This is a genomic window from Martelella sp. HB161492, from assembly GCF_013184775.1.
Taxonomy (GTDB): domain Bacteria; phylum Pseudomonadota; class Alphaproteobacteria; order Rhizobiales; family Rhizobiaceae; genus Martelella.
Genome location: NZ_JAATVV010000009.1, coordinates 181,223 through 203,776 on the forward strand (window position 1 = coordinate 181,223; position 22,554 = coordinate 203,776).

General features: G+C 59.4%; 20 protein-coding genes. 15 read left to right on the plus strand and 5 right to left on the minus strand.

Annotated features, from left to right (window positions below):
- Nucleotides 1-57: 57 nt before the first annotated feature.
- The gene (locus HCK86_RS16195; protein WP_210259932.1) at nucleotides 58-1,050 is read right to left on the minus strand and encodes a hypothetical protein; all 993 of its coding nucleotides are present in this window, start codon (nucleotides 1,048-1,050) and stop codon (nucleotides 58-60) included.
- Nucleotides 1,051-1,363: 313 nt separating this feature from the next.
- Here HCK86_RS16195 and HCK86_RS16200 point away from each other — a divergent pair, with 313 nt between their 5' ends.
- Nucleotides 1,364-1,951: a YdeI/OmpD-associated family protein gene (locus HCK86_RS16200; RefSeq protein WP_176085517.1), complete on the plus strand. Its 588-nt coding sequence runs from the start codon at nucleotides 1,364-1,366 to the stop codon at nucleotides 1,949-1,951.
- Nucleotides 1,952-2,014: 63 nt separating this feature from the next.
- Here HCK86_RS16200 and HCK86_RS16205 read toward each other — a convergent pair whose 3' ends face one another.
- The 3 genes from HCK86_RS16205 to HCK86_RS16215 are packed head-to-tail and all read right to left on the minus strand — an operon-like array spanning nucleotide 2,015 to nucleotide 4,990.
- Nucleotides 2,015-2,908 (minus strand): NAD(P)-dependent oxidoreductase, encoded by an 894-nt coding sequence (locus HCK86_RS16205; RefSeq protein ID WP_176085518.1) that lies wholly within the window; start codon nucleotides 2,906-2,908, stop codon nucleotides 2,015-2,017.
- A complete protein-coding gene (locus HCK86_RS16210; protein WP_176085519.1) occupies nucleotides 2,905-3,765 on the minus strand; it encodes a glycosyltransferase in 861 nt (286 codons plus the stop codon). Before HCK86_RS16210 ends, HCK86_RS16205 begins: the two co-directional genes overlap by 4 nt.
- Nucleotides 3,766-3,769: 4 nt before the next feature.
- Nucleotides 3,770-4,990, minus strand: coding sequence for an NAD-dependent epimerase/dehydratase family protein (locus HCK86_RS16215; RefSeq protein ID WP_176085520.1), 1,221 nt, complete (start codon nucleotides 4,988-4,990; stop codon nucleotides 3,770-3,772).
- Nucleotides 4,991-5,449: 459 nt separating this feature from the next.
- On the opposite strand from HCK86_RS16215, the gene ybgC reads away from it, so the two are divergent.
- The 10 genes from ybgC to glmM all read left to right on the plus strand — a co-directional run bounded on the left by ybgC (nucleotide 5,450) and on the right by glmM (nucleotide 16,998).
- Nucleotides 5,450-5,848, plus strand: a complete 399-nt coding sequence (ybgC, locus tag HCK86_RS16220) for a tol-pal system-associated acyl-CoA thioesterase (RefSeq protein WP_246739642.1) — start codon at nucleotides 5,450-5,452, stop codon at nucleotides 5,846-5,848.
- Nucleotides 5,849-6,157: 309 nt separating this feature from the next.
- Complete coding sequence (tolQ, locus tag HCK86_RS16225; RefSeq protein WP_176085522.1) at nucleotides 6,158-6,877, plus strand: protein TolQ; 720 nt, start codon at nucleotides 6,158-6,160, stop codon at nucleotides 6,875-6,877.
- 27 nt (nucleotides 6,878-6,904) lie between these two features.
- Nucleotides 6,905-7,357, plus strand: coding sequence for a protein TolR (tolR, locus tag HCK86_RS16230; protein ID WP_176085523.1), 453 nt, complete (start codon nucleotides 6,905-6,907; stop codon nucleotides 7,355-7,357).
- An 8-nt stretch (nucleotides 7,358-7,365) separates the two neighbouring features.
- Entirely contained in the window at nucleotides 7,366-8,526 is a 1,161-nt protein-coding gene (locus tag HCK86_RS16235) for a hypothetical protein (RefSeq protein ID WP_176085524.1), read from the plus strand.
- Nucleotides 8,527-8,609: 83 nt separating this feature from the next.
- Nucleotides 8,610-9,917, plus strand: coding sequence for a Tol-Pal system beta propeller repeat protein TolB (tolB, locus tag HCK86_RS16240; protein WP_176085525.1), 1,308 nt, complete (start codon nucleotides 8,610-8,612; stop codon nucleotides 9,915-9,917).
- A 367-nt stretch (nucleotides 9,918-10,284) separates the two neighbouring features.
- On the plus strand, nucleotides 10,285-10,824 hold the full coding sequence (pal, locus tag HCK86_RS16245; protein ID WP_176085526.1) for a peptidoglycan-associated lipoprotein Pal: 540 nt from the start codon (nucleotides 10,285-10,287) through the stop codon (nucleotides 10,822-10,824).
- Nucleotides 10,825-11,008: 184 nt separating this feature from the next.
- On the plus strand, nucleotides 11,009-11,875 hold the full coding sequence (ybgF, locus tag HCK86_RS16250) for a tol-pal system protein YbgF (RefSeq protein ID WP_176085527.1): 867 nt from the start codon (nucleotides 11,009-11,011) through the stop codon (nucleotides 11,873-11,875).
- A 74-nt stretch (nucleotides 11,876-11,949) separates the two neighbouring features.
- Nucleotides 11,950-13,254 carry a tRNA lysidine(34) synthetase TilS gene (gene tilS, locus HCK86_RS16255; protein WP_176085528.1) on the plus strand — a complete coding sequence of 435 codons (1,305 nt, stop codon included), beginning with the start codon at nucleotides 11,950-11,952 and terminating at the stop codon, nucleotides 13,252-13,254.
- Between the two features lie 95 nt (nucleotides 13,255-13,349).
- Nucleotides 13,350-15,305, plus strand: coding sequence for an ATP-dependent zinc metalloprotease FtsH (gene ftsH, locus HCK86_RS16260; RefSeq protein WP_176085529.1), 1,956 nt, complete (start codon nucleotides 13,350-13,352; stop codon nucleotides 15,303-15,305).
- A 334-nt stretch (nucleotides 15,306-15,639) separates the two neighbouring features.
- Nucleotides 15,640-16,998, plus strand: a complete 1,359-nt coding sequence (glmM, locus tag HCK86_RS16265) for a phosphoglucosamine mutase (protein ID WP_176085530.1) — start codon at nucleotides 15,640-15,642, stop codon at nucleotides 16,996-16,998.
- 69 nt (nucleotides 16,999-17,067) lie between these two features.
- Here the strand turns inward: glmM and HCK86_RS16270 are convergent, their stop codons facing one another.
- Nucleotides 17,068-17,994 carry a LysR family transcriptional regulator gene (locus tag HCK86_RS16270; protein ID WP_176085531.1) on the minus strand — a complete coding sequence of 309 codons (927 nt, stop codon included), beginning with the start codon at nucleotides 17,992-17,994 and terminating at the stop codon, nucleotides 17,068-17,070.
- Between the two features lie 261 nt (nucleotides 17,995-18,255).
- Between HCK86_RS16270 and HCK86_RS16275 the strand changes: the two genes are divergently transcribed.
- The 4 genes from HCK86_RS16275 (at nucleotide 18,256) to HCK86_RS16290 (ending at nucleotide 22,518) form a co-directional block, all read left to right on the plus strand.
- On the plus strand, nucleotides 18,256-19,548 hold the full coding sequence (locus HCK86_RS16275) for an ABC transporter substrate-binding protein (RefSeq protein ID WP_176085532.1): 1,293 nt from the start codon (nucleotides 18,256-18,258) through the stop codon (nucleotides 19,546-19,548).
- Between the two features lie 5 nt (nucleotides 19,549-19,553).
- Nucleotides 19,554-20,504, plus strand: a complete 951-nt coding sequence (locus HCK86_RS16280) for a sugar ABC transporter permease (RefSeq protein ID WP_176085533.1) — start codon at nucleotides 19,554-19,556, stop codon at nucleotides 20,502-20,504.
- A complete protein-coding gene (locus tag HCK86_RS16285; protein ID WP_176085534.1) occupies nucleotides 20,497-21,372 on the plus strand; it encodes a carbohydrate ABC transporter permease in 876 nt (291 codons plus the stop codon). The genes HCK86_RS16280 and HCK86_RS16285 overlap by 8 nt, the downstream gene beginning before the upstream one ends.
- Before the next feature lie 66 nt (nucleotides 21,373-21,438).
- Complete coding sequence (locus HCK86_RS16290; RefSeq protein ID WP_176085535.1) at nucleotides 21,439-22,518, plus strand: ABC transporter ATP-binding protein; 1,080 nt, start codon at nucleotides 21,439-21,441, stop codon at nucleotides 22,516-22,518.
- Nucleotides 22,519-22,554: the final 36 nt, after the last annotated feature.

The window sequence follows — 22,554 nt, forward strand, 5'->3', positions numbered from 1 at the left end:
CTGAATGACTTTGTAAGCAGTCTGAAGCCCGGGTGTCGCATCCGGGCTCTTCGCGTTTCAGCGGCGCTTGTGCGGCCCGGTATCGGCATCGCCCATGGCGGACTGGATGAAGGCGATGGATGCGTGGAGCTTCTCGGTTTCCCAGGCATTCAGCGTGACGGGCAACTGTTTCAGAATGCCTTCACGCCCGATCATGCAGGGCATGCTCAACGCGACATCGCCATCATGGCCGTACTGGCCGGCAAGTGTTGTTGACGCCGGATAGATGCTGCGCTCATCCAGAAGCACGGCCCGCGCCATGGTGATCGCGGATTGTGCCACGCCCGCATTGGTCCAGCCCTTGCCGTTCAGGACGTCATAGGCGGCCGAGACGATTTTGGCCTTGACCACGTCTGGGTTGGAAATATCTGCATGCGGTTCGAGATAATCGTTCAGCCTGTCAAAGGGGATGCCGGCGACATTCACATGGCTCAGCACCGGGAAGGCCGTGCTGCCATGCTCGCCCATCATGAAACCGGTGACCGATTTCGGGTCGATCTGGTAGGTCTCGGCAATGAGTTTGCGCAGACGTGCCGAATCCAGCATTGTGCCGGTGCCGAAGACCCGGCCTTTCGGATAGCCGAATTCGTTCTCGGCGATATAGACCATGGTGTCGAGCGGGTTGGTGATCAGAATGACGATGGCATCGCGGGTATATTGGGTGATGCCGGTCATGACCTCGCGGATGACGGCGCAATTGGTTCTGGTCAGGGTGGAGCGGTCCGGTTCGCCCTTGGGATCGTTCGGATCCGGAAACACGCTCGGGCCCGCCGCAACGATGATCACGTCGGCGTCGGCGCATTGCTCATAGCCGCCGGATGTGACAGTGACATTGGTCATATAGGTCAGCGCGGTGGCCTGAGCCTGATCGAGCGCTTCGCCAAAGGCGACATCCTTCAAGATGTCGATCACGCCGATCTCGGCAAACAGACCAATTTTCATGGCATCGGCGAGGACATAGGAACCGACATGTCCAACACCGACGACGACGAGCTTGTTCTTGTGCATCATTTTCTCTTCATGTTCTTGTCTGGCGCAGCCCGGCGGCACACGCTCCACCGCGCGACGGGCTTACAGCCATTGCTGCCTTGAGGCAGGCTGATTGTTCTTCAGGAACTGACGGGTGGGCGAATGCCATCCGGGCCTGATGATCAGGTCGGGGAGACGCTAGCACGAAGCGTTCCTGACAACATTGATTTTCAGGAAGTTATCGGCGTCATTGCGCATTCACATCGGAGAATTGGCGTCGACGCCAACGGGCAATCTTGTCTGGATGCAATCCTTGCGCGATAATCGGTTACCGACGGACGGGGAGGCGCTGTTCATGTCTGACACGAATGCCAGAATCGAGGCCTTTTATGCAGAGCCCGGACACTGGATGCAGGAAGCTCTGGCGCTCCGCGCCATTCTGCGCGAAACGCCGCTGGCTGAAGATTTCAAGTGGTCCAAGCCCTGCTACACGCTGGAGGGGGCCAATATCGCCGCCGTCTGGCGCATGAAGGAGGCCTGCACCCTGTCCTTTTTCAATGGTGTTCTGCTCGATGATGAGGCCGGACTTCTGGTGGCCGCCGGTGAAAATTCGCGCTTCATGCGCATGATCCGCTTCGTCTCGGTCGGCGAAATCGAAAGGCGCAGGAATGTGCTGCTGGCCTATATCGCCGCGGCCATTGACAACGAGAAATCCGGACGAAAGGCGGATATCCCGAAAGCCGAAATCCATAGACCCGCGGAACTTCTGGCGGTACTGGCCAGCGATCCGGCGCTGGAACAGGCTTTCGAGGCGCTGACGCCGGGCCGGCAGCGCGGGTATTGCCTGCATTTTGCACAAGCCAAAAACGCCGCTACCCGGCTTTCGCGCATTGAGCGGAGCCGCTCCGCCATTCTGGCGGGCAAGGGGATGCATGACCGGTGATGGCCGCCGATGCGTAGATTCAATAAGATAGAGCACTGTGTGTCCAAAAGGACGCACGGTGCTTTAGGCTGCAGTTCGCGAAACCAGCTTTGCAAGCGTCTCGTAAAACAGGCCGTAGCCCCCCGTTCGCCAGCCGAGCGCATTGAGCCGGGTCGTTGTCATCAGGCTTACAGTGTCATGGGCGGCGCGTGCGGGCAGGGGATGCGGGCAGGCGGTGGCCGCCTTCAGCGGCGCCAGAATGGCATGGGTGTCGGTGACGATATCCGTGGCGTTGAAGGAGAGGCCTGAGACCTTGTGCTGCGGCGCGGACGCCAGAAGCAGGGCCGCCTTTGCCAGATCCTGGCCATGCACTTCGCTCGCGGCCCGTGAAGCGATCATTTCACCGGCAAGGTAACTGGCGAAGAGTCCGTCCCATTTGTTCGGGCTGAGCTGACCATAGACCCCGGTTGCCCGGAGGCTTGCGGTGACGAATTGTGGTGTTGCGAGAGCGGAAAGCGCCTGCTCTGCCTGATATTTGACCTGACCGTAAAGGCTGGTCGGCGCCGGAACGAGCATGTCATCAAGTTCTGTGCCGGGGGCAAAACCGTCATAGACGGCGCGGCTTGACAAAAACAGGCAGCGCTGAACACCCGCGGCGCGGGCAGCTTCGAACAGGGCGATGCTGCCATCGAGATTGGCGCGGATGAAACCCGCCGGGTCATCGCCTTCGCCGCCGCGATAACGGCCCGGCTGGTGCAGAAAGGCGGCATGAACGAAGATATCCACGCCATCGAAGAGGCCATCTGGATCGCGGTCGGGATCCAGAATGAGCGGGCGGTAGGCGAGCGGGGCTGCGAACATCTCCGGCGGCGGCGGCGTTCGGCCGGCCACGCTCACGCCGTGACCGCTGGCGCGAAAACCGTCCACCAGATAGCGGCCGACAAGGCCGGTGCCGCCGGAAATGAGAACATGCGTCATGGCGTTTCAGGGTTTTTGAGGCTGGCAATCTCCGGAATGTCCTCACCGTCGAAATAGGCCCACCACAGATCAATCAGCGGCTTGAGCTGTTCGGCACGGGGATGGTCGTCTTCCCAGGGCTTCTCATACTGATAATGCAGCACGCCGATTTCGTCCCAGCGCCACAGCGCCGGCAGGTTGAACCAGACATATTGCAGCATGTTCATGAACACAGGCAGGCCGTGCCAGTCGGGAAAGAATTCCTGCAGGAAGGTCTGATCGGTGCGCCGCCAGAAGGCATCCGGCGCATCAAGGACCTCCAGCATGAGGTTGAAGGTCTCAAGATCCGGCCGGGCGACGAAGACACCGGAATTCAGCCGGTGGAAATCGGCGACCGTTTCATAGACATTCGGTGCGGCCGAGAATTCCGGGTAGAAGAACAGCTTGTCGATATTCTTCAGCACCAGCGCATCGGCATCAATGAAGACGCAGGCGTGATATTCGGTGAGCTGCCAGAGCCGCAGCTTGCAGAAATTGTCGAGCGGCGTGTGGAAGTCCGGTTTGCGCCCCTTGGTGAAGGGGGCGTTGTCATGGACCTTCTTGCGCGCGTGGCGCTCGTTGAAACCATCGGAAAGCGGCAGGTGATCGACGGCGATCATCCGGCAACCGATGATTTCCAGCTGCTCCAGTGCCGCGTCCGGCGTGCCGCCGGTATAGAGCACCACGATATCAGCAGGCGTTCCCGAGAGCTGCAGCGAGCGGGCAAGCGCCAGTGCGCCCATGGCATAATCGCTGTTGGTGACCAGCGTGACATAGGCAAAGGCATATCCGGCATCCGCGCTGCGGCGGATGCCATTTTCACTATCGGCTTTGATCATGGTGTCAGGAAACGGATTTCAGCGACTTGCCTTCGGGATCGCGATTGATCGTCTTGGCAATGTCCTTGGTCCATGCCGAGACGGCCGGAACACGCTTGCGATCAACGCGGTAGGCGAATTTCTTGGCGATATCAACGATCTCACCCAGAAGCCCTTCCTTCAGTGTGATCGGGTTGAGGCCAAGGCCGATGAACTTGTCATTCTTGACGATCAGATCGTTTTCAGCCGCTTCCTTGCGCGGATTGGGCAGCCAGGCGATTTCGACACCGGTCATCTCCGAGATCATCTTGGCCAGATCGCGCACGCGGTGGGTTTCGGTCATCTGGTTGAAGATCTCGACGCGGGAATTGCGGGCCGGCGGGTTCTTGAGCGCCAGCTCGATGCAGCGGACCGAATCCTGAATATGGATGAAGGCGCGCGTCTGGCCGCCCACGCCATGCACTGTCAGCGGATAGCCGATCGCGGCCTGGATCAGGAAGCGGTTCAGAACCGTGCCATAATCGCCGTCATAGTCGAAGCGGTTGATCAGCTGCGGATGGCGCTTGGTCTGTTCCGTATGCGTGCCCCAGACGATGCCCTGATGCAGATCGGTGATCCGCATGCCATCATTCTTGGCGTAGAAGGCAAACAGCAGCTGATCGAGGCACTTGGTCATGTGGTAGATCGAGCCGGGATTGGAAGGGTAGAGGATTTCCTGGCCAACGGTGTCGCCGTTGACGGCCTCGAACTGCACCGGCAGATAACCCTCCGGGATCGCCGCACCGACGGTCGAATAGCCGTAGACGCCCATCGTGCCGAGATGGATGAGGTGGGCATCAAGCCCGATTTCGACCAGTGCATTGAGCAGATTGTGGGTGGCGTTGACGTTGTTGTTGACCGTGTAATTCTTGTGGCGGTCGGTCTTCATCGAATAGGGCGCGGCGCGCTGCTCGGCGAAATGAATGATCGCGTCGGGACGTTCGTCTGCAAGCCACTGCTTCAGGATCTCATAGTCTTCGGCAAGGTCGATCAGATGGAAGTGAATGCGCCGTCCGGTCTCGGCATGCCAGATGCGGGTGCGCTCCTGGATCGAATCCATCGGCGTCAGCGACTGCACGCCGAGCTCGGTATCGATCCAGCGCCGCGACAGATTGTCGATGATGTGGATTTCGTGGCCGGCATCCGACAGATGAAGCGATGTCGGCCAGCCGATGAAGCCGTCGCCGCCCATAACCGCAATTTTCATGGATTAACTCCCGTCCGATTCAAATACAGATGTGCCTAAGGTCTGCATTAGTATGACACGAATGCAATGATTTTGTTACGGGCTATCGCAAGAGGAGACAATGCGCGGCCTGTGCCGTGCGTCGCGAGGATGGTGCCTAAGGCGGATCCGTCAATGTCGGTTCCGTTGATGTCATCATCGTCGATAGGAACCCTAGACACCTTTGGCGCCGTCGAAAGAGGCACCTGCCTTGCCCGCATGGGACGCTGCCGCAGATTGCGTCGATGGGGGAGAGGTTTCGACATGGTCTGAAAGCCGGATGTGGTTCATTGCCTTGCAATTGCCTATGCTGTCTGGCATCGCCGGTTTCGAGCCGGCGGCGATGAAGACAGGATGAGAATGAGCATGACCGAAGACATCACAGATAATGAACTTTCCGCAGCGTTCGGCGGACGTCTCGAGAACGGACTTCATCGCCTCATGCAACGGGTTTACTATGAGGATACCGATTTTTCCGGTGTGGTTTACCACGCGCGTTACCTGCAATTTCTGGAGCGCGGACGGACGGAGTTTCTGCGTTGCCTCGGCGTTGGCCAGGCAAAGCTCAGGGAGATCGATGAAGAGGGGCTGGCCTTTGCCGTGCACCACATGGACATCACCTTCAAATGGCCCGCACGGATGGACGACATTCTCGAGATCCGCACGACCACAAGAAGGACCACTGGCGCGCGCATGGTGCTCGATCAGGAGATCCGGGCCAATGGTGTGACCCTCATTCTGGCGATCGTCACCGTTGTGGCTGTCAACGCGAAGGGCAGGGCGCGCCGGCTGCCGGATGACCTTGCCGCGACCATGGCGCGGGGTGCAGGCCTTGATTAAACATGAGTATTATGTGAAGGATTTTTTGCCTTGAGTCTCGGGCATGAAATGCCAGAATCACGGAATGCCGTGGACGGATTCACGTCGCGGCGGTGCAACAAAGTAATGATCCCTTAACCATAATGTAGTTTTATGGTGAATACGGGATTTGCCGGCCTTGTGCCTCCCTTTCACCACGATTCCGGTGAAAGAAGGTCTGAGAAACTGGGCAATCCGGTACATGCCGGGTTTCCGGCCCGGACTTGCAGGCGACCTTAAACTGTACCCACGCCCGGGTGAACGGGCTTCATATCAAGGACTTGGATTTAAATGGAACAGCTTGGGTTGGACGCGACGACGGCGAATATCGGCCTTTTGGCGCTCTTCTGGCAGGCGGGGCTGATCGTCAAGATCGTGATGCTGGGACTGATCGCAGCGTCGATCTGGACATGGGCGATCGTGATCGAGAAATTCATCGCCTATAACAAGGAAAAACGCGCCTATAACCAGTTTGAAGATGCATTCTGGTCAGGAAATTCGCTGGAAAAGCTCTACGGCAGCCTGGCCGAACGCAAGACCAGCGGCATGGCTGCTATCTTTGTTTCGGCCATGCGCGAATGGAAGAAATCCTTTGAGCGCGGCGCACGGGCGCCGGTCGGTCTTCAGATGCGTGTCGAAAAGGCGATGGACGTGTCCATTCAGCGCGAAAGCGAAACGCTTGAAGCGCGGCTTGGCTTTCTCGCCAGTGTCGGATCGGCGGCGCCATTCATCGGCCTGTTCGGCACGGTTGTCGGCATCATGACGTCGTTTCAGGCGATCGCCGGGTCGAAGTCGACCAATCTCGCCGTTGTCGCACCGGGTATCGCCGAGGCATTGCTGGCCACCGCGATCGGCCTTGTCGCCGCTATTCCGGCGGTCATTGCCTATAACAAATTCTCAAGTGATGCCGGCAAGCTGACGGCGCGGATGGAAGGTTTCGCTGATGAGTTTGCCGCGATCCTCTCCCGCCAGATCGACGAAAAGCTGCAGCCGCGCCAGGCCGCTGAGTGACGACCAAGCGATAGAAAGGCTTTAACTATGGCAATGTCCGTAGGAGCAGGTGGGGCAGGCGGCGGTCGCCGCGGCCGCCGTCGCGGTCGCAAGCGGCCGATGAGCGAGATCAATGTGACGCCGCTCGTCGACGTCATGCTCGTTTTGCTGATCATTTTCATGGTCGCTGCACCGATGATGACGGTCGGTGTGCCGATCGACCTGCCGGAAACCCAGGCTCAGGCGATGAATTCGGATACGCAGCCGATCACCGTATCGGTCAATTCCGATGGCAAGGTCTATCTTCAGGAAACCGAAATCCCGATTGATGAAGTGGTGGCCAAGCTCGAGGCCATCTCCAAGACGGGTTACAATGAGCGTATCTATGTGCGCGGCGACGCCAATGCCGATTATGGTACCGTCATGAAGGTGATGGCGCGGATCTCGGCTGCCGGTTTCAAGAATATCGGCCTCGTCACGCTGCAGGAAAAGGACAGCTGAGCGTCGCCATGAAGCGCAGTGTCGCCATTTCGTTTGTATTGCACTGTCTTGTGATCGGGATGGCCGTGCTCGCGCTCGGCTCTCCCGACGCATTCGAAGTGGCAGACGTCAATGCCCTGCCGGTGGAGCTTATCCCCGTTCAGGAGATTACCCAGATCCAGCAGGGTGACGACAAGGCTGATCTCGCCGATATTGCCGCACCCGTGCCGACCAAACGGCCGGATCCTGTCCAGGATGCGCAGAATGTCGGTGATAACACGGTCGATCTGAACACCCAGAAAAACGCCAAGGCCGCAACGCATGAACAGAAGGCTGCGGCGCCACCAAAGCCTTCCGAAGCACCGGCACCCGAGCCGCAGCCGACGCCTAAGCCTGAGCCTGAGCCCGCACCGGCGCCAGCCCCGACACCGGAGCCGGAACCTGCGCCAAAGCCCGAGCCAGCACCGGCGCCGAAGCCTGCCCCTGAACCTCAGCCCCAGCCCAAGCCGGAGCCGACGCCCCAGGCGGTCGAGACACCGGAACCGGCGCCCGCGCCAGCCGAGCAGACGCCAGACGATCTGGCCTTCCCGGATCAGGCGCCGCTGCCGCAGAAGCGGCCGGAGACAAAGGCTGCAGAGGCCAAGCCGAAGACCGAGCCGCCGAAAACCGAGCCCGTGAAAACCCCGGATCAGGCTGAAAAGCCAACACCGAAGCCGACGGAAAAGCCGAAGACCGACAAGACAGAAACGGCGACGGACAATACCGAGAATTTCGATGTCGATCAGATCGCGGCGCTGCTTAACCGTGATGCCGCCCAAGGCGGCGGCGCGAAGCGGTCCGAGACCCCGGCCGCGCTTGGCGGCCAGAAGACAACGACAGGGACTGAGCTGTCGCAGAGCGAACTCGACGCGCTGCGCGGCCAGATCCAGCGGAACTGGTCAATTCTCGCCGGTCTTGATGGCGCGGATGGCGTGCGGATTCGGATCCAGATGAGCCTGGACCAGAATGGCGCGATCATCGGCGAGCCGCAGGTCACTGCGACGGGCGGTTCGGATACCGCCCGGCAGATCCTTGCCAGCGGCGCCCGGCGCGCAGTGATGAAGGCTTCACCCTTCACCCAACTTCCGCCTGAAAAATATGAAGCTTGGAAAGAAGTCGTCGTCAATTTCGACCCAAGCCAGATGTTATGATTTTCACCGCCGGTGTCAGCGGGGGAGGGACCCGCTGCCCCTGAATGTGATCACCGGTCAAAAGCTGAAAGGCCCGTCCGATTATGCTAAAACGCTGCTTACTTCTCATCTCGCTTGCCTATGCCGGGCTGAGCATGATGTTTGTCGCACCCGCCAATGCTTTGGTTGAGATCGATATTTCTCAAGGCAATGTCGCACCGCTTCCGATCGCGATCACCGATTTTGCCTCCGATGACGGTATCGGCGCGCAGATCTCCGATGTGGTGAGCGCGGATCTGAAGCGGTCGGGACTCTTTGCCCCGGTCGACAAGGCTGCCTTTATTCAGAACATGACAGATCCCGATGAGACGCCCCGTTTCCAGGACTGGCAGCTGATCAATGCCTCGGCGCTCGTCGTCGGCAGGATTTCTAAGGAGCCGGATGGCCGGCTGCGCGCCGAGTTCCGCCTGTGGGATACCTATGCCGGTCAGCAGATCGTCGGCCAGCAGTTCTTCACCAAGCCCGACAACTGGCGCCGCGTGGCCCATATCATCGCGGACCAGATCTACAAGGCGCTGACCGGTGAAGACGGCTATTTCGACAGCCGCATCGTCTTCGTCTCCGAAAGCGGTCCGAAGAATGACCGCAAGCGTCAGCTGGCGATCATGGATCAGGACGGCGCCAATGTGGAGATGCTGACCAGCGGCGACTACATGGTCCTGACGCCGCGTTTCTCGCCGAACCGGCAGGAACTTACCTACATGTCCTATGAAAATGATCAGCCGCGTGTCTATCTTCTGCAGCTGGATTCGGGGCAGCGTGAGGTTGTCGGCAATTTTCCGGGCATGACCTTTGCACCGCGCTTCTCGCCGGATGGTCAGCGGATCATCATGAGCCTGCAGCAGGATGGCAATGCCAATATCTACACGATGGATCTCAGAACGCGGGCGACGACGCGGCTTACCAGCACGGCGGCCATCGATACATCGCCATCCTATGCGCCTGATGGTCAGCAGATCGTGTTTGAAAGCGACCGCGGCGGTCGTCAGCAGCTCTATGTCATGAATGCCGATGGCTCGAACCAGCACCGTATCTCTTTCGGTGACGGCTCCTATTCGACGCCGGTCTGGTCGCCGCGCGGTGATCTGATTGCCTTTACCAAGCAGTCGGGCAATACTTTCTCGATTGGTGTCATGAAGCCGGATGGCAGCGGCGAGCGCATCCTGACCTCGGGCTTCCACAATGAAGGCCCGACCTGGTCGCCGAATGGCCGCGTGCTGATGTTCTTCCGTCAGAATGCCGGCGAGGGTGGTCCGCATCTCTACACGATCGACCTCAGCGGCTATAATGAACAGGAAGTGCCGACCCCGCAATTCGCATCGGATCCAGCCTGGTCGCCGGTGCTGGACTGATGCAGGAAATGGCGCGTGCGGGCGGGTCTTTTCAAGGCCGTCGGCACGCCGCTGACGTTGATCTGGAGGCGGTTGCTACTTGAGAGATGCAAGGTGTTAACCATCTTTCTTGAGCAGGCGTTAACGCCAGAATGCGATAAAGGGAACGGAAAATTTACTGTCTTTCTTTCGCAGAAACGGACTATGCGTTAACCCCGGGCCATAGCGGTTCCGACAGGTTGACGCGGAATGAAACGGTTTTGGAAGGCATGCGGAACTTTGCCTTCTGTTACCGGAGATGGTGAAGATACGTTCCTGCCTTTCCGGCCGGTGGCGGTGTCGATCTGAATTTGGAACGAGGATCCTATTCGTTAAGGAGTGCGGCAATATGAGCCGAGCAATCATCGGGGCTTCCAGCCCGCATATGAAATTCTTCAAGCCGACGGTCATGGCTATCTGCGCTGTCGTCGCACTGGGTCTTGCCGGCTGCGCCTCCAAGGACCAGAACCTGCCGGGCAACGGCGCAAACGGTGCCTATGGTTCGGCTGCTGGCGCGGCGACGCCCGGTTCGTCGCAGGACTTCGATCTGAATGTCGGTGACACGATCTATTTCGAGACCGACTCGACCTCGATCACGCCCGTTGCCGCAGAAACGCTGAACAAGCAGGCCCAGTGGCTGCAGCGCTATTCGCAATACGGTATCCGTGTCGAAGGCCATGCCGACGAACGCGGCACGCGCGAATACAACCTTGCGCTCGGTGCGCGCCGTGCAACCGCGACCAAGAATTATCTGATTTCGCGCGGCATTCCTGCCAACCGCATCAGCACGATCTCCTACGGCAAGGAACGTCCGGTCGCCACTTGCGACAATATCAGCTGCTGGTCGCAGAACCGCCGTACCGTCACGGATCTTCTTGGCGGCAACTGATTGCTGTCTTGCTCAAAAAAAGCGCTGGCTGTCATGGCTGGCGCTTTTTTGCCATCTGGCGGGCCTAAAAAGCACGCAAAGGTTAAAAATAATTCGAATCGTTCCTATAAAGGCCAGAATGTCTTCCTAGCTATAGGCTAAGGATATTCGGAAATATGTTTTATTGATTGGGACGAAGGACGACATGAGAAAGACACTTCTCGGCCTGCTTGCCTGTTCGGTTCTGGCGATTTCGCAGCAACAGGTGATGGCGCAGGGCTTTTCACTGTTTCCGAACCGGCATGCAAGCGAAACGACCGCGACACAGCCGGTGACCAAGGTGCAGGCAACCGATCCGAGCATGCAGATCGACGAGTTGCAGCAGCAGGTGCGCGATCTCACCGGGCAGGTGGAAGATCTGAGTTACCAGATGCTGCAGATGGAAGAAAAGATCCGCAAGATGCAGGAGGATATCGAGTTCCGTCTGCAGGATCTCGAAAATGGCGGCGGTGGTTCGTCAGCGCCTGCAAGCAACAAGGCCGGTGCCGCCGAGCCTTCTACGCCGCCGAGCACGCAGAGTGCCGCGGCCACGCCTGAGCTCAATCTTCCCGATCCCGCCAAGGTTCCGGATGCAGCCAAGGTTCCGGATGCAGCCCAGGCGAAACTGCCAGCCGCTGCCGAAGGTGATTCCAGCGACGCGCAGTTCTACAAGGTCGCCTATGACCTGATCCTGTCGGGAGACTATCCCCAGGCTGAGCAGGCCTTTGGCGAGTTTGTGCTCAGCTACCCAAACAGTGCGCTTCTGCCCGATGCCAGCTTCTGGCTTGGAGAAGCGATGCTGGCGCAGCAGAAATATAATGATGCGGCCAAGACCTTCCTGAATGCCTACAAGGCCTATGGCTCCTCCGACAAGGCGCCGGAAATGCTGCTGAAGCTCGGTGAATCGCTTGCCGGCCTCGACAACAAGGAAACCGCCTGCGCCACCTTCAAGCAGGTTCCCTCCCGCTATCCCGATGCCGCGCCTGCCGTCCTGAGCAAGGCGTCTGCCGATATGAAAAAACTCGGCTGCTGATTGCCATGCATCCCTGTGAAGACATTGGCCCCTGCGATCCTGATGTCGCGGCCGATGCTTTTTTGGCGCGCATCATGCCCGCCGCCGGACTGCCGGTCACAACATTGCTCGTTGGCGTATCGGGCGGCAGTGATTCACTTGGCCTGCTGATGGCGCTGAGGGCGGCAAAGACGCGGCTGCGGCGGGATGATCTCCGGCTGGTGGCGGCAACGGTTGACCACCGGCTGCGTCCCGGCTCTGCCGATGAGGCCGGAAGAGTTGGCGCGATCTGCGCCAGCCTCGCGATCGATCATGAAACGCTTGTCTGGCATGATGCAGCTTCGGGGCCAGCTGTCTCGGAGCGCGCCCGCAATGCACGCTATCTGCTGCTGCAGGATCTCGCAGCGCGGATAGAGGCGCAGGCGATTGTCGTCGCCCACACATTCAATGATCAGGCTGAAACCGTTGCGATGCGCCTGAAGCGCGCGCCTGATGGCGAGGGGCTCGCCGGCATGGCGCCTGCCGTGCTGATCGGCGGGCGGCACTGGCTGCTGCGTCCCTTCCTGTCTGTTACGCGTCAATCCATTCGCGACGGGCTCACGGCGCAGGCGCAGGGTTGGATCGATGATCCGACCAACGAGGACCGTCACTATGAGCGCGTGCGCATGCGTCAGAGCCTGGATGATGATGCGCGCGAAGCGCTTGTCTCGCTGGGGCGAGAGCAGGCGGGCCTGCGGCAGGCGCTTGGCGAAAAGGCTGCGGTGCTGGCCGGAGAGGCGGTTACGGTCCATGGTCGAGGACTGGCTGAAATCGCGGTTCCTGTCCTTCGTGCGGCGGATGCGGATGTCGCCGGCCTGGTGGTGAGAAGTCTGGTGGCGGTCTGCGGCGGGCGCGTCTTTGCAGCGGGACGCGATGTCCGTGAGCGTCTCGTCGGTCTGGCCCTGTCTGCCGGTGACGGCCGGATGACGGCCGGGCGCTGTGTCATTGCAAAAAAAAGTGATCGCCTGTTCATCGTCCGGGAAACCCGTGACTTGCCCGTTCTGGACCTCGCACCCGGCGAAAGCGCATGCTGGGATGCACGGTTTGTCATCACGAATCACACAGCAGGGCCGGTCTGCGTCAGGCCTTGGGCTGAAAGCGATGCTCCGCAGGCGATGCCGGCCGTGCCGGCTTTCGTTGCGACGCTGCTTCAGCGGTCGCTGCCCGTCCTCAGCGCAGGCGATGGCGGGGGCGAAGCGCTGCAGGCCGGAAATATCCGGGTTGAGCCCTATCTTGCACCCTATGAAAATTTCCTGCCGCTCTTTGATCTTGCGCTCGCCAATGCTATCGCGGCGTTGTTTCGTCGCACGTCATTTGCGGGGGCCGCAATGGTCAAACATGCCGTGGAAATTGCCTCATGAAACAATGGTTGTCTTGGCAATAGCTGATGGCGACCCTATGTTAGGCCTAATTCTACGGCGGATCTGACGCCGAACCTATGATTTCGGGGATTTTGATGAACCCAAACTTACGTAACATCGCGCTCTGGGCGATTATCGCACTGCTGCTTATCGCGCTGTTCAGCATGTTTCAGTCGACGCCGTCACATAATGCGTCGAGCCAGGTCGCCTATTCCAAATTCGTCAGCGATGTCGATTCGGGCCAGGTTCACGATGTGACGATCACGGGCAACACGATCACGGGTACGTATTCGCAAAAGACGGGTCAGACCTTCCAGACCTATGCGCCGGTGATCGACGATACGCTTCTGAACAAGCTGGAAGCCAATAACGTCATCGTGGTGGCGCGTCCTGTCAGCGACGGATCGGGCGGGTTCCTGAGCTATGTCGGAACACTTCTGCCCATGCTGCTGATCCTCGGTGTCTGGCTTTTCTTCATGCGCCAGATGCAGGGCGGCTCGCGCGGGGCGATGGGCTTCGGCAAATCGAAGGCCAAGCTTCTGACCGAGGCACACGGCCGTGTCACCTTCGATGATGTTGCCGGTGTCGATGAGGCCAAGCAGGATCTTGAGGAAATCGTTGAATTCCTGCGCGATCCGCAGAAATTCCAGCGTCTGGGCGGTCGTATCCCGCGCGGCGTTCTGCTGGTTGGTCCGCCCGGTACGGGTAAGACGCTTCTGGCCCGTTCGGTGGCGGGTGAAGCCAATGTGCCCTTCTTCACCATTTCCGGTTCGGATTTTGTCGAAATGTTTGTCGGTGTCGGCGCATCGCGTGTGCGTGACATGTTCGAGCAGGCGAAGAAGAATGCGCCCTGCATCATTTTCATCGATGAAATCGATGCGGTTGGCCGTCATCGCGGCGCCGGTCTTGGCGGCGGCAATGACGAGCGCGAGCAGACGCTGAACCAGCTTCTGGTCGAGATGGACGGCTTCGAGGCCAATGAGGGCGTGATCCTGATTGCTGCGACCAACCGTCCCGACGTTCTCGATCCCGCGCTGCTGCGTCCGGGCCGTTTCGACCGTCAGGTTGTTGTGCCGAACCCGGATATTGTCGGCCGTGAGCGCATCCTCAAGGTTCATGCACGCAACGTGCCGCTGGCACCGAATGTCGATCTCAAGGTGCTGGCCCGCGGTACGCCCGGTTTTTCCGGCGCCGATCTGATGAACCTCGTCAATGAAGCAGCCCTGATGGCCGCCCGGCGCAACAAGCGTCTGGTGACGATGCAGGAATTCGAGGACGCCAAGGACAAGATCATGATGGGCGCAGAGCGCCGCTCCTCGGCGATGACCGAAGCGGAAAAGAAGCTCACCGCCTATCACGAAGCCGGCCACGCCATTGTGGCGATGAAGGTGCCGGTCGCCGATCCCGTCCACAAGGCGACGATCATTCCGCGCGGCCGTGCGCTCGGCATGGTGATGCAGCTGCCGGAAGGCGACCGCTACTCGATGAGCTTCAAGTGGATGGTCTCGCGCCTTGCCATCATGATGGGCGGCCGCGTTGCCGAGGAAATCACCTTCGGCAAGGAAAACATCACCTCCGGCGCGTCGTCAGATATCGAGCAGGCCACCAAGCTTGCCCGCGCCATGGTGACGCAGTGGGGCTTTTCCGATGAGCTCGGTCACGTCGCCTATGGCGAAAACCAGCAGGAACTGTTCCTCGGCCATTCCGTATCCCAGTCGAAGAATGTTTCGGAAGCCACGGCCCAGAAGATCGACAGCGAAGTGCGCCGTCTGATCGACACGGCCTATCGTGAGGCGACCGAGATTCTGAAGGACAATCACGAGGGTTTTGTCCAGCTGGCGGAAGGTCTGCTGGAATATGAGACGCTTTCCGGCGACGAGATCAAGGCACTGCTGCAGGGCCAGAAGCCGTCCCGTGATATGGGCGACGACACGCCGCCGTCGCGCGGTTCTGCCGTGCCGACCATGGGCGGTCAGAAGAAGGAAAACGACAAGCCGGCCGGTGATGGCGATGCTGACAGCAAGGGCGGTTTCGAGCCCCAGCCACACTGACACGCCTGCCTGTTTCGGCAAGATTTTGGAAAACGCCGGCCTTGCGCCGGCGTTTTTCTTCTGTCGGCTCAGGGTCCCGCTTCCGCCACAATCGGCAGGTCAAAGCACGATGGGCGAGGGCAGTCCTTGGGAGTGCCCATGGCGCGTCCGGATGGGAGCACGGGCGTTCATGGTAACGTGATGTTAGCGACGTTGACGTTAATTTAAGTGTCGCTGGGCGATAAATCTGTCAGAGAATGACGACTTGCGAGGTAAAGGCGCGTCGCGCCTCCTGCCAACATCACAGATATTGGATGGTGGAACCTTTGGTTCCCCGCAGTGAAACGGAACAACAATGGCACGCAAATATTTCGGAACGGACGGTATTCGCGGACAGTCCAACAGCTTCCCGATGACCCCTGACATTGCCATGCGGGTCGGGATTGCGGTCGGTACGGTTCTACGACGTGGCGATCACACCCATCGGGTTGTCATCGGCAAGGATACGCGCCTTTCGGGCTATATGCTGGAAAATGCCCTGGTGGCGGGCTTCACCGCAGCCGGGCTCAACGTCTATCTGCTTGGCCCGATCCCGACTCCGGCCGTTGCCATGCTGACGCGCTCCCTGCGCGCCGATGTCGGCGTGATGATTTCGGCATCGCATAATCCTTTTGCCGACAACGGCATCAAGCTCTTCGGCCCCGACGGCTACAAGATGTCGGATGAGCTGGAAGCGCGGATCGAAGCGCTGCTTGATCGCGATGATTTCTATCCGCAGCTGGCCAGCGCCAACAAGATCGGTCGTGCCCAGCGTGTTGACGGCGATATCTATCGCTACATCGAATTCGTCAAGCGCACGCTGCCGCGCGATGTGACGCTGCATGGTCTGCGCGTTGTCATCGACTGCGCCAATGGCGCCGCCTACAAGGCGGCGCCGACGGCACTGTGGGAACTGGGCGCCGATGTGGTGACCATCGGCACGGAGCCAAACGGCCTCAACATCAACAAGGAATGCGGTTCGACCTATCCCAAGACGCTGCAGCAGAAGGTGCATGAAGTGCGCGCCGATATCGGTATCGCGCTTGATGGTGACGCTGACCGGGTGATCATTGTCGACGAGAAGGGCAATATCATCGACGGCGACCAGCTGATGGCGGTGATTGCATCGATCTTCCACGAGGATGGCATGTTGCAGGGCGGCGGTGTGGTCGCGACTGTGATGTCCAATCTCGGTTTCGAGCGCTATCTGAAGAAGAAGAAGCTGGAGCTGGTGCGCACCAAGGTCGGTGACCGTTATGTGGTCGAGCATATGCGCAACCACGGCTACAATGTCGGAGGCGAACAGTCCGGCCATATCGTGCTGTCGGATTTCGGCACGACGGGTGATGGTCTCGTGGCTGCGCTGCAGATCCTTGCCGCCGTGAAGCGCTACGGCAAGCCGGTGAGCGAAGTGTGCAACCGCTTCGAGCCGGTGCCGCAGCTCCTGCGCAATGTCCGCATCAGCGCCGGCACCAACCCGCTCGCCGAGGCTCTGGTGCAGGAGGCGATCCGCGACGCCGAGGCCGAGCTTGGCGAAAAGGGCCGTGTGCTGATCCGTCCCTCGGGTACCGAGCCGCTGATCCGCGTGATGGCTGAAGGTGATGATCGCGGCCAGGTCGAGCGGATCGTATCCGGCCTGATCGATGTGATTGGCAGTGTCCGCGACGCCGCCTGATCCCGGCGGATCACAACGGATATTCTGGAAGGCGCGTCTGCGATCCGGACGCGCCTTTTTCCATGCGTTTCATTCAGCCACAATCGGCGGGCCGGTCTGTTCCACTGTCGTCCGGATCAGCTCGATGAATTTTGCGACATTGGGATCGGAGCGCCGCTCGGGCAGGACATAGATGCCCAGAAGCCATTGCGGCACCATTTCGCCTTCGAGCATGCGAACCTGGCCGAGCCCTTCAGCGATGAAAGCATCGGCCAGCAGAGCGCTGTGGATCAGAATCGTGTCGGTGTTGCGGATGATGTCCATGCAGGCACGCATGGAGTTCGAGGTGAATGACAGCCCCTCACGACTGGGTTGCGGTCCGCCGAAACTGGCATCGACCAGCAGCCGTTTCAATCGTGCCTCGGGCGGAAATGCCATGGCCGTTGGCCAGGAGAAGACTTCCGACATCCGTCTTGGCGCATCGAGCAGGGGGTGGCCGGGCCGGGTGAAATAGCCATCGCGGGCGTAACAGAGGGGGATGAAGTCAATGTCCACTTCGCGCGCCAGATTGGCGATCTGATGGCCGACAAAGAGCGAGATATCGCCGGCCCATAGCTGGTCCATGCAGCGCATGGCGTCGCCAATCGAAACGTTGATCGGCGCGTTGGGGTGCTGGCGGAAATGATCAAGCACGAAATCCTTCAGAAACAGCGTCCATGACGAATAGCCGGTGCCAATGGAAATGCCGTGATCGATCTCGGCCTGCTGGCGTTCGATGGTTTCCAGCGCATTGTCATAGAGGCGGCGCATCAAAGCAGCGTTCTTGTAAAGCGTCTCGCCGAAACGCGTCAGACGGACCCCGCGTGACGAGCGCTCGAACAGCTTGGCGCCAACCGTCTGCTCCAGCTTCTTCATGGCGTAGGTCAGTGCCGGTTGCGAGACCAGCAACCGTTCGGCTGCAGCAACAAATGACCCCATTTCCGTGACTGCCAGAAACTGCTCCAGTGCCTTGTCCATCCTGCGTCCTCCCGTGTCGGCGGGCGGGCCGACAACCGCCCAATGCTGATATTAATATAAATGTGGCTTATAGAAGTCGATATTTTTTGTATTTGTTTTCGAGTTTTTGTCTCGCTACGTTTTTTACATCAACCGGACCGCATTGTTTGGCAATGCCTTGCAGGGAGGTTTGCAGGTGAGCCCGGTTGTACTGCTGCGCTGGTGAGTGGCGTAGCTTTTGACTGACATTTTAAACGTTGAATTGCGAATGGGAGGAGAATCATGAGCAATTTCGTAATGAACAGGCGCCGCTTTCTCGGCGCCAGTGCAGGCCTTGCCGCCATGCCACTTTTTGCGCCGCGTCTGGGCTTTGCAGCTGATGCCGCCAATATCCGCATGGTGTGGTGGGGCTCGGAGGAACGGGCGCGACGCACCACGGAAGCGGTCAAGGCCTTCGAGGCCGCCAATGCGGGCATGAGTGTCGAAACCGAATCCATGGGCTGGGACGATTACTGGACCCGCCTTGCGACCCAGGTAGCCGGCGGCAATGCGCCCGATTTCATGCAGATGGATTATCGTTACGTCTCGGAATATGCCCGGCGCGGCGCAATCCTGCCGCTGGATGACTATCTCGGCTCGGTGCTGAAGATTGAGGATTTCGGCAAGGTCAATCTGGATTCCTGTTCCGTTGACGGCAAGCTTTACGGGGGCAATGTCGGCGTCAATTCCTTTGGCACCATTCTTGATCCGCAGCTGTGGCAGGATGCCGGTGTCGAGCCGCCGACCTATGGCACCAGCTGGGATGAATTTACCGAGAAGTGCAAGGCCTACAGTGCCGCGACCAAGGCCAAGGCCAAATATGCAACGGCTGACGCCAGCGGCAGTGAAAACCTGTTTGAGGGCTGGCTGCGCGAGAACGGCAAGGCGCTTTACACCGCCGATGGCGAAATCGGCTATGATGCTGACGATGCGGCGAAGTGGTTCACCTACTGGGCGGATATGCGCAAGGCCAAGGCCTGTGTTCCCGCCGATATTCAGGGGCTTTACAAGAATTCGATCGAAACATCGCCGCTGACGCTTGGCTATTCAGCCTCCGACTTTGCCTTCTCCAATCAGTTTGTCGGCTTCCAGAAGCTGAACCAGCCGACGCTCGAGATCACGGCGCAGCCGGTGACCCCGGATGGCAAGCCTGCGCATTATCTGAAACCGTCGCAGATGTTCTCGATCTACGCCAATTCCAAGGTCCCGGAACAGACGGCGATGCTGATCAATTTCCTGATTGCCGATCCGGCTGGCGCGCTGATCCTCGGTGTCGAGCGCGGCGTGCCGGCATCGCCTGCCATCCGTACGGCACTGTTGCCGACACTGGACGCGCCAAGCGCCAAGGCGGTTCAGTTCATCTCCGATCTCTCTCCCTATGTCGGTGATTTGCCGCCAGCTCCGCCCCAGGGTGCCGGTGAAATGAATGCGGTCATGATCCGCATCAGCCAGGAGGTCGCCTTCGAGGCGTCGTCGCCGGAAGATGCCGGCAAGGCGCTGGTCGCTGAAGCACAATCCGTGCTGAAGAGGGGGTGAGGCACATGGCGATCAGCGAGCAATCGCGCGCCACGGTCCTTGAGGGCGGGGGAAGTCCCCCCGCCCGTTCCATCGCAGGCGTCTTCAAAAAAAACGCATCGGGCTATTTTTTCCTGGCCCCCTGGCTGATCGGTTTTTTCTGTCTGACGATCGGACCGGCACTGGTGTCGCTCTATCTGTCCTTCACGGATTTCGATCTCTTGCAAAGCCCGCATTGGGTCGGCATGGCGAATTATGTCCGCATGGCCACCGCAGACCCGAAATTTACCGCGGCCATGCATGTCACCTTCATCTATGTCATTCTCTCGGTGCCGCTGAAGCTTGCTTTCGCGCTGGCGGTCGCCATGGCACTCAACCGCGGCCTGAAGGGGCTGACGGTCTATCGGGCAATCTTCTATCTGCCCTCGCTGCTCGGTGCCTCGGTCGCCATTGCCGTGCTGTGGCGGCAGCTCTTCGCCGCTGACGGCATGGTCAACAGCGTTCTGGCGATCTTCGGCATCGAGGGCCCCAGCTGGATCTCCAATCCGCATTATGCGCTCTACACACTGGTGATCCTGTCGGTGTGGCAGTTCGGCTCGCCGATGATCATCTTTCTTGCCGGACTGCGGCAGATCCCGACTGACATGTATGAAGCAGCAAGTCTCGATGGCGCATCGGCCTTCCGGCAGTTCTACCGCATTACCCTGCCGCTTCTGTCGCCGGTGGTGTTCTTCAACTTCGTCATCCAGACGATCGAGGCGTTCAAGGCGTTCACGCCAGCCTTCATCGTCTCCGGGGGAAGCGGCGGGCCGATCAATTCGACGCTTTTCTACACGCTTTATCTCTATCAGGAGGCTTTCGGCTATTTCCGCATGGGCTATGCCTCGGCGCTGGCCTGGGTGCTGGTGGTCATCATTGCGATCTTCACCGCCTTTTCCTTCCTGACGACAAAATACTGGGTGCACTACGATGAGTGATGAAGCCCGCATTCTTCCCGGTCAGCAAAGCGATCATCCCTATCTCCGCTCGGCACTTCTTCATGCCGTGCTGATGGCGGTGTCCTTCGTGATGCTCTATCCGATCCTGTGGATGCTCGCCGGGTCACTGAGGCCTGCCTCGGAACTGTTCGGTGGCAATACCTCGCTGATCCCCTCGCAGGTGACTGTCTCGGCCTATCCGGATGGCTGGTTCGGCCTGCAGGTGAGCTTCGGCCGGTTTTTCTTCAACTCGCTGTCGATTGCCACCCTTGCCACGCTTGGCAATGTGTTCGCGGCATCGCTGGCCGCCTTCGCCTTTGCCCGGCTCAACTTTTTCGGGCGCAGTTTCTGGTTCGCGCTGATGCTCGGCACGTTGATGCTGCCCTATCACGTGACGCTGATCCCGCAATATGTGCTGTTCTTGAACCTCGGCTGGGTGAATACCTGGCTGCCGCTGATCCTGCCGAAATATTTCGCGGTCGATGCCTTCTTCATCTTCCTGATGGTGCAGTTCTTCCGCGGTATTCCGAAGGAACTGGACGAGGCAGCACAGATGGATGGCTGTTCGCCCTGGCGGATCTACCGCAAGGTGATCCTGCCCTTGTCCATGCCGGTTCTGGCGACGGCGGCGATTTTCTCGTTCATCTGGACCTGGGAGGATTTCTTCGGTCCGTTGATCTACATCTCCGACATGAAGAAATACACCGTGCAGCTTGGCCTCAGATCCTTTGTGGATTCCAGCGGCACATCGAGCTGGAACGAGCTTTTCGCCATGTCGATCCTGTCCCTGATCCCGATCTTCCTGATCTTCCTGTTCTTCCAGCGGTTGCTGATCGAAGGCATCGCCACCACCGGAATGAAAAGATGAGGATCACGCGGTCATCGCCTGACCCTGATGGGCAGCAGCGATGCCGCGACGAGAAAGAGAGTAACTATGTCAACGAGCATTCAACTCAGCAAGGTGACGAAGCGGTTCGGGTCGCTTGATGTGATCCGCGGCATTGACCTTGAAATCCGTCCCGGTGAATTCACCGTTTTCGTCGGTCCCTCCGGCTGTGGAAAATCGACGCTTCTGCGGATGATCGCAGGCCTTGAGACCATTTCCGGCGGCGATCTTCTGATCGCCGGGACAAGGATGAATGATGTCATGGCCTCGAAGCGCGGCATTGCCATGGTATTCCAGTCCTATGCGCTCTATCCGCATATGACAGTCTACAAGAACCTCGCTTTCGGTCTGGAGACCGCTGGTCTCAAGCGGGACGAGATTGACCGCCGGGTCAAGGAAGCCGCCGAAACGCTTCGCATCAGCGAATATCTCTCCCGCCGGCCCAAGGCCCTGTCCGGCGGCCAGCGCCAGCGTGTGGCGATCGGACGGTCGATCGTGCGCGATCCGAATATCTTCCTGTTCGACGAGCCCTTGTCCAATCTCGATGCCGAGCTTCGGGTGCAGATGCGCGTCGAGATTGCCAAGCTGCATGAGCGGCTGGGCAACACCATGATTTACGTGACCCATGATCAGGTTGAGGCTATGACCATGGCGGACCGGATCGTGGTCTTGAAGAGCGGACAGGTGATGCAGGTCGGCACGCCGCTCGAGCTCTACAACACGCCGGCCAACCAGTTCGTTGCCGGCTTTATCGGATCGCCGAAGATGAACTTTCTTGAAGGCACGCTTGGCAGCGATGGCACGCTGACCGTTGCCGGAACAACGGTCAGGCTGAGCGGAGCTGCGGCCGGACTTTCGGCTGCCGGCGAGACGGTTACGTTCGGCATCCGGCCGGAACATATTGTTCTCGGCGAAAGTGCCGGTGAAACGCTCGGCGAGGCTCGGGTTGAGCTGGTCGAGCATCTTGGCGGCACGACGGCACTTCATGCAACGACGTCAACGGGTGAGAGCCTGACCGTTGTTGCACCCGGTCAGTCGAAGATCGCCCATGGCGATCTCATTCCCATCGGTTTCGATGCGGAAAACGGCCATGTCTTTTCGAAGGACGGGGCAGCGCTCCGTCATTGAAATGCAGTCAATTGCCCGGCCATGTGAGGCCGGGCC

Excerpts from the sequence above, each read along its gene's own strand:
- HCK86_RS16195 (WP_210259932.1), bottom strand. The coding sequence starts at position 1,050 with ATGATGCACAAGAACAAGCTCGTCGTCGTCGGTGTTGGACATGTCGGT.
- HCK86_RS16200 (WP_176085517.1), top strand. The coding sequence starts at position 1,364 with ATGTCTGACACGAATGCCAGAATCGAGGCCTTTTATGCAGAGCCCGGA.
- HCK86_RS16205 (WP_176085518.1), bottom strand. The coding sequence starts at position 2,908 with ATGACGCATGTTCTCATTTCCGGCGGCACCGGCCTTGTCGGCCGCTAT.
- HCK86_RS16210 (WP_176085519.1), bottom strand. The coding sequence starts at position 3,765 with ATGATCAAAGCCGATAGTGAAAATGGCATCCGCCGCAGCGCGGATGCC.
- HCK86_RS16215 (WP_176085520.1), bottom strand. The coding sequence starts at position 4,990 with ATGAAAATTGCGGTTATGGGCGGCGACGGCTTCATCGGCTGGCCGACA.
- ybgC (WP_246739642.1), top strand. The coding sequence starts at position 5,450 with ATGCAACGGGTTTACTATGAGGATACCGATTTTTCCGGTGTGGTTTAC.
- tolQ (WP_176085522.1), top strand. The coding sequence starts at position 6,158 with ATGGAACAGCTTGGGTTGGACGCGACGACGGCGAATATCGGCCTTTTG.
- tolR (WP_176085523.1), top strand. The coding sequence starts at position 6,905 with ATGGCAATGTCCGTAGGAGCAGGTGGGGCAGGCGGCGGTCGCCGCGGC.
- HCK86_RS16235 (WP_176085524.1), top strand. The coding sequence starts at position 7,366 with ATGAAGCGCAGTGTCGCCATTTCGTTTGTATTGCACTGTCTTGTGATC.
- tolB (WP_176085525.1), top strand. The coding sequence starts at position 8,610 with ATGCTAAAACGCTGCTTACTTCTCATCTCGCTTGCCTATGCCGGGCTG.
- pal (WP_176085526.1), top strand. The coding sequence starts at position 10,285 with ATGAGCCGAGCAATCATCGGGGCTTCCAGCCCGCATATGAAATTCTTC.
- ybgF (WP_176085527.1), top strand. The coding sequence starts at position 11,009 with ATGAGAAAGACACTTCTCGGCCTGCTTGCCTGTTCGGTTCTGGCGATT.
- tilS (WP_176085528.1), top strand. The coding sequence starts at position 11,950 with ATGCCCGCCGCCGGACTGCCGGTCACAACATTGCTCGTTGGCGTATCG.
- ftsH (WP_176085529.1), top strand. The coding sequence starts at position 13,350 with ATGAACCCAAACTTACGTAACATCGCGCTCTGGGCGATTATCGCACTG.
- glmM (WP_176085530.1), top strand. The coding sequence starts at position 15,640 with ATGGCACGCAAATATTTCGGAACGGACGGTATTCGCGGACAGTCCAAC.
- HCK86_RS16270 (WP_176085531.1), bottom strand. The coding sequence starts at position 17,994 with ATGGACAAGGCACTGGAGCAGTTTCTGGCAGTCACGGAAATGGGGTCA.
- HCK86_RS16275 (WP_176085532.1), top strand. The coding sequence starts at position 18,256 with ATGAGCAATTTCGTAATGAACAGGCGCCGCTTTCTCGGCGCCAGTGCA.
- HCK86_RS16280 (WP_176085533.1), top strand. The coding sequence starts at position 19,554 with ATGGCGATCAGCGAGCAATCGCGCGCCACGGTCCTTGAGGGCGGGGGA.
- HCK86_RS16285 (WP_176085534.1), top strand. The coding sequence starts at position 20,497 with ATGAGTGATGAAGCCCGCATTCTTCCCGGTCAGCAAAGCGATCATCCC.
- HCK86_RS16290 (WP_176085535.1), top strand. The coding sequence starts at position 21,439 with ATGTCAACGAGCATTCAACTCAGCAAGGTGACGAAGCGGTTCGGGTCG.